13 protein-coding genes are annotated in these 13,711 nt (G+C 73.1%); 8 read left to right on the forward strand and 5 right to left on the reverse strand.

All coding sequences use genetic code 11. The annotated features are described in order from the left end of the window. Positions 1-287: ATP-binding protein (locus CLV67_RS53915; protein ID WP_249037983.1), on the reverse strand; the 287-nt coding region annotated here is incomplete at its 3' end. Positions 288-562: 275 nt separating this feature from the next. Between CLV67_RS53915 and CLV67_RS41105 the strand changes: the two genes are divergently transcribed. Genes CLV67_RS41105 through CLV67_RS41120 form a run of 4 tightly spaced genes read left to right on the forward strand, consistent with a single transcriptional unit; the run spans position 563 to position 4,871 of the window. After that, the gene (locus tag CLV67_RS41105) at positions 563-1,354 is read left to right on the forward strand and encodes a 2-amino-3,7-dideoxy-D-threo-hept-6-ulosonate synthase (protein WP_106328628.1); all 792 of its coding nucleotides are present in this window, start codon (positions 563-565) and stop codon (positions 1,352-1,354) included. After that, positions 1,351-2,472 carry a 3-dehydroquinate synthase II family protein gene (locus tag CLV67_RS41110; RefSeq protein ID WP_239166972.1) on the forward strand — a complete coding sequence of 374 codons (1,122 nt, stop codon included), beginning with the start codon at positions 1,351-1,353 and terminating at the stop codon, positions 2,470-2,472. Before CLV67_RS41105 ends, CLV67_RS41110 begins: the two co-directional genes overlap by 4 nt. Then, entirely contained in the window at positions 2,457-3,755 is a 1,299-nt protein-coding gene (locus tag CLV67_RS41115) for an AMP-binding protein (protein WP_239166973.1), read from the forward strand. The genes CLV67_RS41110 and CLV67_RS41115 overlap by 16 nt, the downstream gene beginning before the upstream one ends. A 12-nt stretch (positions 3,756-3,767) precedes the next feature. Continuing rightward, positions 3,768-4,871, forward strand: coding sequence for an FAD-dependent monooxygenase (locus CLV67_RS41120; RefSeq protein ID WP_106328632.1), 1,104 nt, complete (start codon positions 3,768-3,770; stop codon positions 4,869-4,871). On the opposite strand, the gene CLV67_RS52910 is transcribed toward CLV67_RS41120, so the two are convergent. Further along, the gene (locus tag CLV67_RS52910; protein ID WP_203737891.1) at positions 4,796-5,890 is read right to left on the reverse strand and encodes a helix-turn-helix domain-containing protein; all 1,095 of its coding nucleotides are present in this window, start codon (positions 5,888-5,890) and stop codon (positions 4,796-4,798) included. The two genes, CLV67_RS41120 and CLV67_RS52910, sit on opposite strands and share 76 nt — an antisense overlap. Before the next feature lie 190 nt (positions 5,891-6,080). Between CLV67_RS52910 and CLV67_RS41130 the strand changes: the two genes are divergently transcribed. Then, entirely contained in the window at positions 6,081-7,229 is a 1,149-nt protein-coding gene (locus CLV67_RS41130) for a cytochrome P450 family protein (RefSeq protein WP_106328634.1), read from the forward strand. Between the two features lie 10 nt (positions 7,230-7,239). Here the strand turns inward: CLV67_RS41130 and CLV67_RS41135 are convergent, their stop codons facing one another. Then, a complete protein-coding gene (locus tag CLV67_RS41135) occupies positions 7,240-7,686 on the reverse strand; it encodes a nucleoside triphosphate pyrophosphohydrolase family protein (RefSeq protein ID WP_106328636.1) in 447 nt (148 codons plus the stop codon). A gap of 808 nt (positions 7,687-8,494) precedes the next feature. On the opposite strand from CLV67_RS41135, the gene CLV67_RS41140 reads away from it, so the two are divergent. Then, entirely contained in the window at positions 8,495-9,547 is a 1,053-nt protein-coding gene (locus CLV67_RS41140) for an LCP family protein (RefSeq protein ID WP_239166974.1), read from the forward strand. A gap of 68 nt (positions 9,548-9,615) precedes the next feature. On the opposite strand, the gene CLV67_RS41145 is transcribed toward CLV67_RS41140, so the two are convergent. Both CLV67_RS41145 and CLV67_RS41150 read right to left on the reverse strand, forming a co-directional pair. Beyond that, positions 9,616-10,095 carry a hypothetical protein gene (locus CLV67_RS41145; protein WP_106328640.1) on the reverse strand — a complete coding sequence of 160 codons (480 nt, stop codon included), beginning with the start codon at positions 10,093-10,095 and terminating at the stop codon, positions 9,616-9,618. 22 nt (positions 10,096-10,117) lie between these two features. Continuing rightward, the gene (locus tag CLV67_RS41150; protein WP_106328865.1) at positions 10,118-10,531 is read right to left on the reverse strand and encodes an iron chaperone; all 414 of its coding nucleotides are present in this window, start codon (positions 10,529-10,531) and stop codon (positions 10,118-10,120) included. A gap of 508 nt (positions 10,532-11,039) precedes the next feature. Here CLV67_RS41150 and CLV67_RS41155 point away from each other — a divergent pair. Together CLV67_RS41155 and CLV67_RS41160 are read left to right on the forward strand one after the other, a co-directional pair. Continuing rightward, positions 11,040-13,082: an ATP-binding protein gene (locus CLV67_RS41155; protein WP_239166975.1), complete on the forward strand. Its 2,043-nt coding sequence runs from the start codon at positions 11,040-11,042 to the stop codon at positions 13,080-13,082. A 43-nt stretch (positions 13,083-13,125) separates the two neighbouring features. Continuing rightward, positions 13,126-13,623: a hypothetical protein gene (locus CLV67_RS41160; RefSeq protein WP_106328644.1), complete on the forward strand. Its 498-nt coding sequence runs from the start codon at positions 13,126-13,128 to the stop codon at positions 13,621-13,623. The last annotated feature ends 88 nt before the right edge of the window (positions 13,624-13,711 follow it).

A 13,711-nucleotide genomic window follows, 5' to 3' on the forward strand; every position in this document is an offset into this window, starting at 1 on the left:
TCACGCTGTGTGAGCCAGCCGAACGCCGCCGTCGGCGGCGTGCAGTCACGCAGCGCCCCGGCCAGCGTCACCAGCGGCGCCGCCTGATCCAGCAGGAACGCCTCCCGGGTCGCGACCGCGATGTCACGTTCGGCAGCGAGGCCGATCACGACACGCAGCAACCGCGACTTGCCGATGCCCGGAGATCCGGTCAGCGTGTGCCAGCCGCCGGCGCCGGCGGCGGTGTCGTCCAGGATGCGGGTGAGCAGATCGACCTCGGCGTCACGGCCGAAGTGTCCCCCGCTCACGAGCGCCGACCCAGAGAGATCATCATGCCGCCCCCGTCGAGGTGTCGGACGTGATGGCCAGATTTCCCCCGTGATGGCCGGTCCCGAATATCTATCACAGGCGATCGGACGATGCACCGCCGACGCGCGCCGGCAACTACCCGTTTCATCAGTGCGGCTGACCGCAGCGTCCTGAACTGCGTAAATGCATCCGGCCACCCACTCGGGCAGTGGGCCCGCCGCAGGCGTCGTCATTAGCTTCGCCCTCACGACATTCCGAACAGGAGGGTGAGGCGATGTACCGCAACGAAACCTTCGGTAGGCGGCTGCGCCTGGGGCACCTCGGCCGCCGCGGCGGCTCGGGACTGCTCCTGGTGCCGCTGGACCACGCGGTGGGCGCGGGCCCGCTGCGCGCCGCCGGTGACCTGGACGCCCTGGTCGCCTCGCTGACCGAGCACGGCGCCGACGGTGTCGTGCTGCACAAGGGAGCGGCACGCCGGATCCGCCCGGCCCGGTTCCGTGACCTGTCCCTGACGATCCACCTGAACGCGAGCACCGCGATGGCCGCCGACCCGGACGCCAAGTACCCGGTCACCACCGTCGAGGAGGCCCTGCGGCTCGGCGCCGACGCGGTCAGTGTGCACGTCAACGCCGCCTCGCGTACCGAGGCCGCCCAGATCGCGCACCTGGCCCGTGTCGCCGACGACTGCGACCGCTGGTCGGTACCGCTGATGGCGATGATGTACGTGCGTGGCCCCGCCGTCCGCGACGGCCTCGCCCCCGACCTGGTCGCCCACGCCGTGGCCATCGCCGCCGAGCTGGGCGCCGACCTGGTCAAGACCGCCCTGCCCGACGACGAGGCCGCCACCCGCCGGATCATCACCGGCGCGGGGGTGCCGGTACTGGCCGCCGGCGGGGCGCCCGGATCCGACCCGGACGCCGTCCTCAGCCGGATGGCGGCCGCCATGCGGGCCGGCGCCGCCGGGGTCGCCGTCGGCCGGCGGGTGTTCACCGCCTCCGACCCGGGCGCCGCGGTACGGCAGCTCTCCGCCGTCGTGCACGACCGCACCCCGGCGATCGTCCGATGAGCGCCGCGATGCGTGACCGGGACTGCTGGCTGGACCTGCGCCGGACCGGCGAATGGCGGCGCGAGGCCGTCGAGGAGGCACTGCACCTGCGGTTCGAGGCGGTCGTCACCGACGACCCGGCCGACCTGGCCGGGCTGCCGCCGACCGTGACACGGGTGCTCGTGGTGACCGGCGACGACCTGCCCGCCGACACCGGCGAGGCCGACCTGCTGCTGGTCGACCCGGTCCGGCACGGCGACCCGGCACGGCTCGCCGCCGGGCACGAGGGCCTGCGGTTCGGCAGCCGGATCGACGTCACCGACGCCGAGACCCTGGAACTGGCCTGCGAACGGGTCCGCCGCGACGAACTGACGGTGATCCGCTTCCACGACCCCACGCACATCCCCCTCGAGATCGTGCTGGCCGCCGCCGACGGCGCGCCGGGCCGGATCATCACCGAGGTGAACGACGTCGAGGAGGCGTCCGTGCACCTCACCGTGCTGGAACGCGGCCCTGACGGCATCCTGCTGCGCCCCTCCGGACCCGGTGACGCCACCAAACTCACCGAGGTGGTCCGGCAGGGCTCACCCGACCTCGAACTGGTCACCCTCACCGTCACCGGGATCAGGCACTGCGGATCCGGCGAACGGGCCTGCGTGGACACGTGCTCCCACCTGGGGCAGGACGAGGGCATCCTGGTGGGGTCACGGTCGCGGGGACTGCTGCTCTGTGTGAGCGAGACCCACCCGCTGCCGTACATGCCGATGCGGCCGTTCCGGGTCAACGCCGGGGCGATCATGTCGTACACGCTGGCCGGCCACGAACGCACCCGTTACCTGTGCGAACTCGAGGCGGGCAGCACCGTCCTGGCGGTCCGCGCCGACGGCCGCACCCGGCCCGTCACGGTCGGCCGCGTCAAGATCGAGACGCGGCCGCTGCTGGCGATCGACGCGGTCGCGCCCACCGGCGAACGTCTCAACCTCATCGTGCAGGACGACTGGCACGTGCGGGTTCTCGGCCCCGGCGGAGTGGTGCACAACTCCACCGAGCTGAAACCCGGCGACGAGGTGCTCGGCCACCTGCCCGGACGGGAACGCCACGTCGGCTATCCCATCGACGAACTGTGCCACGAGCTGTGAGCGGCCGGCTGCCCCGGATCGGGGACTGGACCGACTTAGACGGCCTCGCGAAGGTGCAGGATTCGCTGCTGCCGGGCACCCTGGCGGCCGCGGCCGCGTCGCCGTTCTACCGGACCCGGCGAGCCGGGGTGCCGGCGGACCGGGCCGGGCTGGCGGAGTATCCGCTGACCACCAAGGACGATCTGCGCGACGCGTACCCGTTCGGAATGCTCGCGGTGGACCGGTCACGGCTCGCCACCTACCACGAGTCGAGCGGCAGCACCGGCACGCCGACGGCGTCGTACTACACCGACGCCGACTGGGTCGATCTCGTCGACCGATACGCGCGGATGCGGGTCGGCATCGACAAAACCGACACCTTCCTCGTGCGTACGCCGTACGCGCTCATGCTGACGGGCCATGTGGCCCACGCCGCGGCCCGGTCGTGCGGGGCGACCGTGGTGCCGGCCGACAACCGGTCGCTCGCCACCCCGTACGCCAAGGTGGTCCGTCTCTTGAAGGACCTGGACGTCACACTCACCTGGTCGCTGCCCACCGACACCCTGGTCTGGGCCGCCGCGGCGCGCCGGGCCGGACTCCGGCCGGACCGTGACTTCCCGGCCCTCCGGGCGCTGCTGGTGGCGGGGGAGCCGTTGAGCCCGGCACGCCGGGACCGGATCGCCAGGGTGTGGGGCGTCCCGGTCGTGCAGGAGTACGGCGCCAGCGAGACCGGCGGCCTGGCCGGCGAGTGCCCGCACGGCGAGATGCACCTGTGGGCGGATCGGGCGATCTTCGAGGTGTACGACCCGGCGACCGGCCGGATCAGCGCCGACGGCGACGGCGAGCTGGTGGTCACACCGCTCTGCCGGGAGGCCATGCCGCTGCTGCGGTACCACATCGGCGACCGCGTCGAGGTGAGCCACCGGGACTGCCCGTGCGGCTGGGCACTGCCGACCGTACGGGTGCTGGGCCGCTTCTCCGCCGGTGCCGGAATCACCCAGCTCGGTCTCGAGGAGCTGGTGTTCCGCCTGCCCGCCGAGTACGGCGTGCTGTTCTGGCGGGCCCGGCACACCGCGTCCGGGCTGCGGGTGCAGATCGAGGTGGACGACCGGCACGCCGCCGTGGCGAGCGCTGGGCTGCTGGCCTCGATCGGCACCGCCCACGGCCTCGACGCGGCCGTCGACGCGGTGCCGCCAGGAACCCTGGTGCCGCCCGGCGTGCTCACCGCGATGCCGGAGGTGATGAAACCGCGGGGCCTGTTCACCGCGGACGAGGACTGGGACCGGGCCCTGCGCTACTACTGAGAGGAGGCGTCCGTGCGGCGGATCGCCATCGTGGGTGCGGGGATCGGCGGGCTGACCGCGGCGATCGCCCTCACCCGCCGGGACGCCGAGTGCGTGGTCGTCGAGCAGCGGCCCGCACTCGGCGACGAGGGAACCGGCATCCAGATCTCCCCGAACGCGGCCGCCGAGCTGCTCGACCTCGGCGTCCGCCTGGACTTCGCCGTCCCGGTGGCTCAGCGGGAACTGCGCCGCTGGCAGGACGACCGGGTGCTCGGCCGCACCGACCTGGGCCGGTACGACGTGCCGTACCTGACGATGCCGCGCGGCGCGCTGATCGGGGCGCTGCGGGAGGCCGCCGGAGGATCCCGGATCGTTCTCGGCCGCCGCTGTGTGGCGGTCCGCGACGACCGTACGAGTGCGGTCCTCGGCTTCGACGACGGTACGGCCGGCCGGTTCGACGCGGTGATCGGCGCGGACGGGCTCCGGTCGGTCGTGCGTGGACTGACCTGCTCAGCGACGCCGGCCCACAGCGGTCTGGCGGCCGGCCGCGCGGTACTGCCGCGGGCCGCCGCCGGCAGATTCGTGGACACGGACCGGGTGGTGGTGTGGCTCGGCCCCGGACGGCACTGCGTCACCTACCCGATCAGCCACGATCACGTGAACCTGGTCGTGGTGGCCCCGTCGGCCCGCTTCGACGGCTGGCACCCGTCGGTCCGCGGCCTGATCGCGCTCGCCGGGCGGATGCGGCCGCGGCCCCTGTACGACATGCCGCCGCTGCCGGTCTGGCATCACGGCCGGGTGGTCCTCCTCGGGGACGCGGCGCACCCGATCCTGCCGTTCATCGCCCAGGGCGCCGCCCAGGCGATCGAGGACGCGGTGACGCTGGCGGACCGCCTGGACTTCGCCGGGTTCCAGGCGTCGAGACAGGAGCGGGTCCGGCAGGTGTTCGCGATGTCCCGGGCCGGGCTGCGCGTGCATCACCTGCCGGACGGTCCCGAGCAGCGGATCCGGGACCGGGCGCTGGCGGCGGCCCGGCCGGACGCGCACGACTGGCTCTACGGTCACCGCATCGCGGCGGCCTCCCGGCGCCGCAGCGACGACACCAGCTCCACCCGGGACGCGAGACCCAGCTTCTGAAAGATCTGCCGCAGGTGGTAGTTGACGGTGTGCGGCGACAGGCCGACCCGGTCGGCGATCTGCCGATTCGTCAGGGCCTGCCCGACCAGCTCGGCGATCTCCATCTCCCGGCCGCTGAGCGCGCTCCAGTCGGCCTCACGGGAGACGGCCGGGCGGGGCCCGCGGCGGGCGGCGGCGGGGCGCGGGCGGGCGCCCCGCTCGCTGCGCAGCGCGGCCACCACGGCGCACGGCATGGCCGCCTCGACGACCGGCCGGACGAGGTCGTGACTGAACGACAGCGCCTCGCCGGCGGCCGTCAGCAGCCCGGAGTCCAGGGCCTCCTCGATGGCCGGCAGCAGGCCGAGCACGGTGCTGCCGAGCAGCGCGGCCAGCCGGGCCGGCGGGAACGGCGACGGCAGCGCGGTGGCCGCCTGCACCAGGTGCCGGGCGGCGGGGGAGAGCGCCGCGAACCGCCCGGCGAGCCGGGCCCGGGTGCGATCCGGCAGACGGCCCGGCAGCGGTACGGCCGACCCGTCCACGATCCGCAGCAGCCCCTCCTCACGCAGCCCGGCGATCAGCCGTACCACCGCTCCGGGCCGCCCGGCCGCCACCCGGGTCAGGTCGAGCAGCCGCGGTCCGGGCCGTGTTCCCGGCAGCGCGTGTGCCAGCAGGCGGCGTACGTCGGCGGGGGAGAGCGGGCCGAGCCGGATCCGGTGCACCTCGGCCGGGACGTTCTCCAGCCCGGCCGCCGAGGTGGCGACGATCAGGACCGGCGCCGACGCCACGAGACCGCCCGGGGCGTACGCGTCGACCGGCCCCGCATGGTCGCGGACCACCACGACCCGCTCCCGGGTGACGGCCACGGCAGCGCCGAGCCGGCGGCCCTCGGCGGCGCACTCCCGCAGCAGACGGGCCCGTCCGCTGTCCGGCGGCCCGTCGACGAGGAGCACGGCGGCCCGGTCCGGTGCGACCCAGCCGAGCAGGGTGGTGAAGCATCGCATCTCGGCATCCCGGCCGATCAGGGGAAGTGACGTCTCCATCGGTCCTCCTGGACTGTCGGATTCCGATGGTGTGGGCGGCCGCCCGCGAAGACCCGCTAGAAGTAGCGCATTCGCAAGGACCGGGCCTCTCGGGTAGCGCAACGGGTGATGGATGTGGTTCGATTTGCAGCGAAAGGCCGGGCATCTTCCCCCGTGGATGCCCGGCCCTTCTTCGTCACCGGGGGAGACGATGTCGCTACCTGTCTCTGAGGCCTTCTTCACCGACCCGCACGCGGTGTACGCGCGCCTGCGCGACAGCGCTCCGGCCGTCCGGGCGGACCTGCCGGACGGCTCGCCGGTCTGGCTGGTGACCCGCTACGCCGACGTCCGCGCGCTGCTCGCCGATCCGCGCCTGTCGGTGGACAAGGCCAACGGCGACGGCAGCTGGCGCGGCTTCTCGCTGCCGCCGGCCCTGGACGCGAACCTGCTGAACACCGACCCGCCGAACCACACCAGACTGCGCAGGCTCGTGTCGCAGGCGTTCACCCCGCGCCGGGTCGATGAGTTGCGCCCGAAGATCCAGCGAACCGCCGACGACCTGCTCGACCGGCTCGCCGCCCGGGGTCTTGCCGAGGCCGACCTGATCCGCGACTACGCCGGCCCGCTGCCGGTGGCGGTCATCTCCGACCTGCTCGGGGTTCCCGAGGCCGACCGCGGCGACTTCCGTACCTGGACCGACACGATGCTCGTGCCGCCCGGCGGCGACCGGGCCGCCGCTGCCCGTGCCGTCGGCGCCATCCACGCCTACCTCGAGTCGCTGCTCGGCGCGAAACGCGCCCAGCCCGCCGACGACCTGCTCTCGGCGCTGATCGCGGCCCGCGAGGAGGGCGACCGGCTCACCGAGGACGAGCTGACGTCGCTGGCGTTCCTGCTGCTGTTCGCGGGCTACGAGAACAGCGTGCACGCCATCGGCACCGGCATCCTGACCCTGCTGACCACGCCCGGACTGCCGCTCGACGTCGAGGAGCTGCTGCGCCTCGAAGCGCCCGCGCCGGTGTTGCTGCGCCGCTTCCCCACCGAGGACGTCGACCTGGACGGCGTGGTGCTGCCGCGCGGCGAGACGGTGCTGCTCGTGGTGGGCGCGGCCAACCGCGATCCGCACGCGTTCCCGGAGCCCGGCGCGATGCGGCCGGGCCGGGGTGCCGCCCATCTCACATTCGGACACGGCATCCACTACTGCGTGGCCGCGCCGCTGGCCCGCATCGAGCTGGACATCGCCATCCGTACGGCGATGCGGCGTTTCCCCGCCCTGCGCCTTGCCGTGCCACCCGCCGACCTCCGTTGGCGGCCCTCCTTCCGAGCGCGGGGCCTGGTCGCCCTCCCGGTCCGTCTCACTTAGCCGGAGGTGATCAGAACCGGACGCCACCGTGCCGGTATCCGCCCAGCGTGTCCGCGGTCTTGGCCACCAGGGCGGCACCCAGATCGACGCCCAGGTACTCGGACAGCTCCAGCAGCCGGATCATGACGTCGGCGAGTTCGAGGCTCAGCGCGTCGTCCGGCCGGCGGGCCGCCGGATCCAGATCCAGATCCCGGCTGCGGATCTCCTGCAGCGCCTCGCTCACCTCACTCTGCAGCAGCGCCATCCGCGTCGCCGCCACATAGGCGCGCCCACTCGGATGCGCCGACTCGACATCGTCCGAGCCGGAGAAGAGATCAATGCCGCGGGCGTACGCATGCGCGGCGCGCTGCGCCTCCGGCAGCAACGCCGCCAGCACCTCGATGTGGCGCAGTGCCTCAACGTGGCGCAGTGCCTCAACGTGGCGCAGTGCCTCAACGTGGCGCAGTGCCTCACTCAACGTCCGCCACTCCCTCTCCCGTCTCCTCGGCTGTCCTTGGCGAAAGCGGTCAGCAACTCAATCGTGAAGTCGATCAACTCCTCCACCCTCCCAGACCGACACGCCACCTGCCCACCCGCGTGGTGAGCTGTGGCGCGCCCGTGGTCATAGGTCACCACGTTGCGGCCCGGCCCGGCCCGTGTGGTGATGTGTGGCGCGCGGGTGGGTGTGGGTCGCCACGTTGCGGAGCGGCCCGGCCTGCGTGGTGTTCTGTGGCGCGCGGGTGGGCGTGGGTCGCCACGTTGCGGAGCGGCCCGGCCTGCGTGGTGTTCTGTGGCGCGCGGGTGGGTGTGGGTCACCATGTTGCGGAGCGGCCCGGCCTGCGTGGTGTTCTGTGGCGCGCGGGTGGGTGTGGGTCGCCACGTTGCGGAGCGGCCCGGCCCGCGTGGTGATGTGTGGCGCGCGGGTGGGCGTGGGTCACCACGTTGCGGAGCGGCCCGGCCCGCGTGGTGATCTGTGGCGCGCCCGTGGGCGTAGGTCACCACGTTGCGGAGCGGCCCGGCCCGTGTGGTGATCTGTGGCGCGCCCGTGGGCGTAGGTCACCACGCAGTGGGACCGGCCGGGCCGCGTGGTGATCTGCGGTGTGGATCGGGCTGTGGATCGGGCCACACATCACCACGCGGCGAGGTGGCGTCCGCCGGTCGGCAGCTGCGGTCCGCGGGAGAAAAAGGGGCAAGGGGTGTGATCAGCCCACCGTGCCGGGAGGGTGGCCGGCGGTGACGCTGGTGCGGGTGGTTCGACGGCTTGACCGGCTCGTATGATCGCCGCCATGTCGAGCCAGCCCGACCCCGAGCAGACCGCGCGCATCTCCCTGCCGGGGGAGGAGCCGCAGCCGCCGGCGCCCACCAAGAAACGCCGCGCGCTGCGCTTTGTTCTCATCGCTCTGCTGGCCGGGGCGCTGCTCGGCGGTGGCGGGGCGGTCGCCGGCGGGCTCTACCTCCGCTCGGTGGAGAAAGACATCGTTCGCGTCGACGCCTTCGCCGAGGTGCCCGACGAGGGCCGCCCGGAGAAGGTCGTCCAGAAGGCCCGCAACATCCTGCTTCTCGGCAGCGACTCGCGTGATCCGGACGCCACCGGCGGTTCCCGCAGCGACACGATCATCGTGGCGCACCTGCCGGCCGACCGGTCCAGTGCCCAGCTGATCTCCATCCCGCGCGACACCTGGGTGCACGTGCCGCCCGCCAAGAACTCCAAGAACGGAAACCGGGACGCCAAGATCAACGCGTCGTACGCCTGGGGCGGCATCCCGCTGGTCGTGCAGACCGTCGAGAAGTTCACCGGTGTGCGCATCGACAACGTGGCGATCATCGACTTCGCCGGCTTCCAGGACATCGTCGACGCGCTCGGTGGCATCGATCTCTACATCGAGCAGGACATCACGTCGATCCACGAGCCGTTCCGCAAGTTCAGCCAGGGCGAGCAGCACCTCGACGGTGCCGCCGCCCTGGACTACGCCCGGCAGCGCAAGCAGTTCGCCGACGGCGACTTCGCCCGCATCCGCCACCAGCAGCAGGTGATCAAGGCGATCCTGGACAAGGCCGCCACCGGCGGGACGCTGGCCAACCCCGGCAAGCTCAACAGCTTCCTGCGGGCCACCGCCGACGCCGTCTCGGTCGACAAGACCATGTCGATCTTCGACACCGTGACCGAGATGCGCGACCTGCGCAGCGGCAACCTCACGTTCCTGACCAACCCGTCGAAGGGCACCGGCCGGATCGGCGGCGAGAGCGTGGTTCTCCCCGACAAGGCCAAGGCGAAGGCCCTTTACGACGCGGTACGCGAGGACGCCGTCGACGACATCCTGCGGGCCTCCGGCGAGTGATCGCCATCGTGCGGGCCTCCGATGGGTGATCGCCATCGTGCGGGCCTCCGGCGGGTGACCGCCGCGGGTCACCTCCGCCCGAACCGCCGGACGTCGACGATCTGCAGGGCCAGCGTCGCCGCGAACTCGACCGAGGCCATCCGCACCGCCAGTCCCCGCGTCGGGTGCCGGTGCCCGTTGCGGGTCAGCCGGGCCAGCCAGCGCTTCTCCAGCTGGTGACGGCCCACGTAGGCCGCCGCCGTCAGGCCGACCACCGCGACTCCGAGGATCGCCTTGCGCTTGTCGAAGGCCGGTCCCGGTTCCTCCTCGGCGGCCGGCGGCTCCGTGACCAGGAACGGCTTGTCCGCGACCACCAGCTCCGGCTCGGGTTCCGGTTCGGCCCGCTCCGGGGCCACGGCGTATCCGGCGGCGGCCACGACGGCGACCGTACCGAGACGGGTCAGCCGCCGTCGCCACGGTGGGAGATCCCGGGCGGCGATCCAGGCTCCGCTGAGCCCGGCCTGCAGTGCGGCGGTCGCGACGGCCCGGGGATAGGAGACAGAAGACATGGCAGAACCGTAGCCCCGGAGGTCAACGAGGCCCGGCCGCCCGCTTCACCAGGTCAGCGATCCGGGCCTCGGTCTCGGGGGTCAGCGCGGTCACCGCGAAGTACGTCGCCCACAGGTCACCCTCGTCGAGTCGTGCCTCGTCGCTGAAGCCGAGCATCGCGTAGCGGGACTTGAACTTGGCGGCCGCCTGGAAGAAACAGACGACCTTTCCGTCCCGGGCGTACGCCGGCATGCCGTACCACAGCTTCGGGGTGAGTCCCGGCGCGGCCGCCCGGATCAGCTCGTGCACCCGCGAGCCCAGTACCCGGTCGTCGCCGGTCATCTCGGCGATCTTCGCGAGCACCTCGGACTCCTTGGCGCCCGCCTTCAGCTCCTTGGCGCGCTCCTTCATGGCACCGCGCTCGGCCTCGGTGAAGCCCTCGTACGTCTTCGTCATGATCTCTGTCCTTCCGGTGGGAACGGTGAGCCGGTGACGTCCACCGGCGATGGCGACGGTGAGCAGCAGGGCCGCCAGTTCCTTCTGGTCGAAGTGGGTGGCGGCGGTGTCCCAGAGTCGATCGGGCACCGGATCGAGGCGGGTCACCGCGTCGGTCAGGGCCAGCGCGGCCCGTTCCTCGGTGGTGGCCGCCACGGCCGGGCCGCCACCGCAGCCGTGGATCTCGGCCACCCGCCGCCGGCACAGTGCCAGCAGCGCGTCGCCGGGACCGGCTGCCGCGACCGCACGTTCCAGAGCGGTCAGGGCCTCCCGTGCCCCGGGGATCAGGGTCACCGGGTCCGGCATCCGTTCGATCGGCATCGTCGCTCCCCTCGCTGGAACCAGCTGACCACCGGCCCGTGCCGCCCCGCGCCCGCCGTGGGACACCATGGGACAGTCATCTGGCCTCTCACCAGGGCGGATGTGCTGCCGGAAGGTCGCCGTGGGACGGGACGGTACGGTGTTGCACGTGTCCGGCCCGCACGAGCGACTGGTGTCCCAGCTCGCCCAGATCAAGCAGGTGAGCGGCGTCAGCCTGCGCGCCCTCGCCGGGCAGGCAGGTCTGAGCAGCTCGTCGCTGTCCCGCTACCTGACCGGCCGGCTGATCCCGCCGTGGGAGGCCGTCGTCGCGCTGTGCCGGGCCGTCGGCCGCGACCCCCGGCCGCTGCGCCCGCTCTGGGCAGAGGCCACCAGGGCCGGCGCGACCCCGGCCCCGCGCCGCAACGATCTGCCCGCCGACCTGTTCGACTTCACCGGCCGTGAGACCGAGCGCGACCGCGTCGAGGAGCTGCTGCGTACGGCCGGGGCGGCGGCCGTCGACGGCATGGCCGGTGTCGGCAAGACGAGCCTGGCCGTGCACGTGGCGCACCGGCTGGCCGGCGCCTACCCCGACGGTGGCCTGTACCTGGACCTGCACGGCTTCACGCCCGGTCACGAGCCGCTGGAACCGTCGGCCGCACTGGAACGGCTGCTCGGCGCCCTCGATGTGGCCGTGCCGGCCGGGCTCGACGCCCGGGCGGGGCTGTGGCGTTCGGAGCTGTCCCGGCGACGGGTGCTCGTGGTCCTCGACAACGCCGCCGACGCCGGCCGGGTGCGGCCGCTGCTGCCGGGCGCCGGTCGTTCCGCCGTGCTGCTGACCAGCCGCAATCGCCTCGTCAGCCTGGACGGGGTGCCGCCTGTCTCGCTGGCGCCGCTCGGCGACGACGAGGCGGCGCGCCTGTTCGGCCGGGCCGCGGGCCTCGGCCCCGGTGAGCCGGACGAGGTGACCCCGGTGCTGCGGCAGTGTGGCGGGCTGCCGCTCGCGCTGCGGATGGCCGGCGCCCGGCTGCGTCACCGTCCCGGCTGGACGGTGGCGGTCCTGGCCGAGCGGCTCCGGGACGGCAACGGCCGGTTCGATGCCGCCTTCGGGATGTCGCTGCGCCAGCTCGACGACGGGCAGCGGCGGGTGTTCCGGCTGCTCGGCGTGCTGCCGGGCGCCGGTTGCGACGCCGCCGCGGCGGCCGCGCTGACCGGGCTCCCGGACGGCCGCTGCGCGGAGGTGCTGGACGAACTGGTCGACGCGCACCTGGTGCAGGAGACCGCGCCCGGCCGGTTCCGGATGCACGACCTTATCCGGCAGTACGCGGCCGACCTCGCGGCCGAGGAGGAGCCGGACGCCGAGGCCGCCGTCCGGCGGGTGGTGCGCCACTACCTGGCGGCCGCCCGCTCCGGCGACGAGGCATGGCTCGACCTGGAGTACCCGAACCTGGTGGCCGCCTTCGCCGCGGCGGTGCGCCTCGGCGAGGACGAGGTGGTGGCCGGGTTGCCTCCGGCGATGCGGGTGTGGTTCTTCCGCCGGCGGGGGACCGCGGACCACGTACGCCTCCTCGAAAAAGCCGCCGAGGCCGCCGGGCGTCTCGGCCGGGACCGGCAACGGGCGTCGCTGCTCGCCGACCTCGGGTTCGCGCACGCCGCCGCCGGGCGGCTCCGGGAGGCTCTGGCCGCGTACGAGTCGGTCGAGGCGGCCGACGACGAGCTGGCCGCCACGCTGGCTCTGCGGATAGGGTTCGCCCGCCGGGACGCGGGTGAGCCGGAGACCGCGCAGGCCCGGTTCCGGCAGGCGCGGGAGCTGTTCGAGAAGACCGGCAACCGGGCCGGGCAGTCGCAGGCGCTCGCCTTCGACGGCCTCGTGACGTGCGCGCTCGGGCGGCCGGAGGAGGCCGCCGGGCTGGCCAGGGCCGCGCTCGACCTTGCCGAGGGCCCGGCCCGGATCACCGGTCTGGTCGCGCTGGGCCTGGCCACGTCGTCACTGCCGGAGCTGCACGAGGCGTTGCGGCTGGCCGGGGAGAACCGGCTGCCGCACCAGCAGGCCTGGTGCCACAGTCAGATCGGGGTGGCGCTGCGCGAGTCCGGCGACGCGGCGGCGGCGCTGGAACACCACCGGCAGGCGCTGGAGCTGCTGGAAACGCTCGCCGAGGTGCAGCTGGAGATCGAATGCCGGCGAGAGTACGAGAAAACGCGCACCGTGGCCTGAAAGAGTGAGGTGGCGGCGACTCTCCGTCCACTACGTTACCGGCATGCGTCGGTACCTCGCCCTAGTCCCGCTCCTGTTCCTGACCGCCTGCGGCGCCACTCCGGCCGCCACCTCGCCGGCGGTCACCACTCCTCCTACCGGCTCCACTCCGGAATCCACCGAGGCCGCGCCCTCGCCCTCCCGGGCCGCCGGTTCCGCGGCGCCGGCCGGGCCGCAGTACGCGTTCCTCAAGTCGAGCGATCCGGCCGCCCGGGAGGTCACCTACGACCTGGTCGAGTGGTACGAGGGCAAGGCCGCCGCGAAGGCCTGCGCCGCCGACGGTGAGAAGCCGGCCGAGAACGACTGGTGCGTCGGCTACTACATCCGCAACAACAACACGAAGCTGCGCACCGTGAAGCTGGCCGACGACGCGAAGATCCGGGTCGTGGTGGACGGGGAGCTGAAGCCGGTCGAGCTGGAGACCGTGGGACCGGACATGCTCTTCAAGTTCACGATCAAGAACGGTCAGGCCGTCGAGATGGAGCACATCTACCTGCCCTGATGATATCGACGAACTTGACAGCCTTGGAGCGGGTGCGGAGACTTCTAGGATCCCTGTGAGCGTTCACATTCCCCGATGTGAGCCGAAT

Origin of the sequence: Actinoplanes italicus, assembly GCF_003001815.1 — a bacterium.
Lineage (GTDB): Bacteria > Actinomycetota > Actinomycetes > Mycobacteriales > Micromonosporaceae > Actinoplanes > Actinoplanes italicus.

What these genes read in the sequence shown, in the direction of transcription:
- CLV67_RS41160 (WP_106328644.1), top strand. Translation starts at nt 13,126, where the DNA reads ATGCGTCGGTACCTCGCCCTAGTCCCGCTCCTGTTCCTGACCGCCTGC.
- CLV67_RS41130 (WP_106328634.1), top strand. Translation starts at nt 6,081, where the DNA reads ATGTCGCTACCTGTCTCTGAGGCCTTCTTCACCGACCCGCACGCGGTG.
- CLV67_RS52910 (WP_203737891.1), bottom strand. Translation starts at nt 5,890, where the DNA reads ATGGAGACGTCACTTCCCCTGATCGGCCGGGATGCCGAGATGCGATGC.
- CLV67_RS41150 (WP_106328865.1), bottom strand. Translation starts at nt 10,531, where the DNA reads ATGACGAAGACGTACGAGGGCTTCACCGAGGCCGAGCGCGGTGCCATG.
- CLV67_RS41110 (WP_239166972.1), top strand. Translation starts at nt 1,351, where the DNA reads ATGAGCGCCGCGATGCGTGACCGGGACTGCTGGCTGGACCTGCGCCGG.
- CLV67_RS41140 (WP_239166974.1), top strand. Translation starts at nt 8,495, where the DNA reads ATGTCGAGCCAGCCCGACCCCGAGCAGACCGCGCGCATCTCCCTGCCG.
- CLV67_RS41145 (WP_106328640.1), bottom strand. Translation starts at nt 10,095, where the DNA reads ATGTCTTCTGTCTCCTATCCCCGGGCCGTCGCGACCGCCGCACTGCAG.
- CLV67_RS41105 (WP_106328628.1), top strand. Translation starts at nt 563, where the DNA reads ATGTACCGCAACGAAACCTTCGGTAGGCGGCTGCGCCTGGGGCACCTC.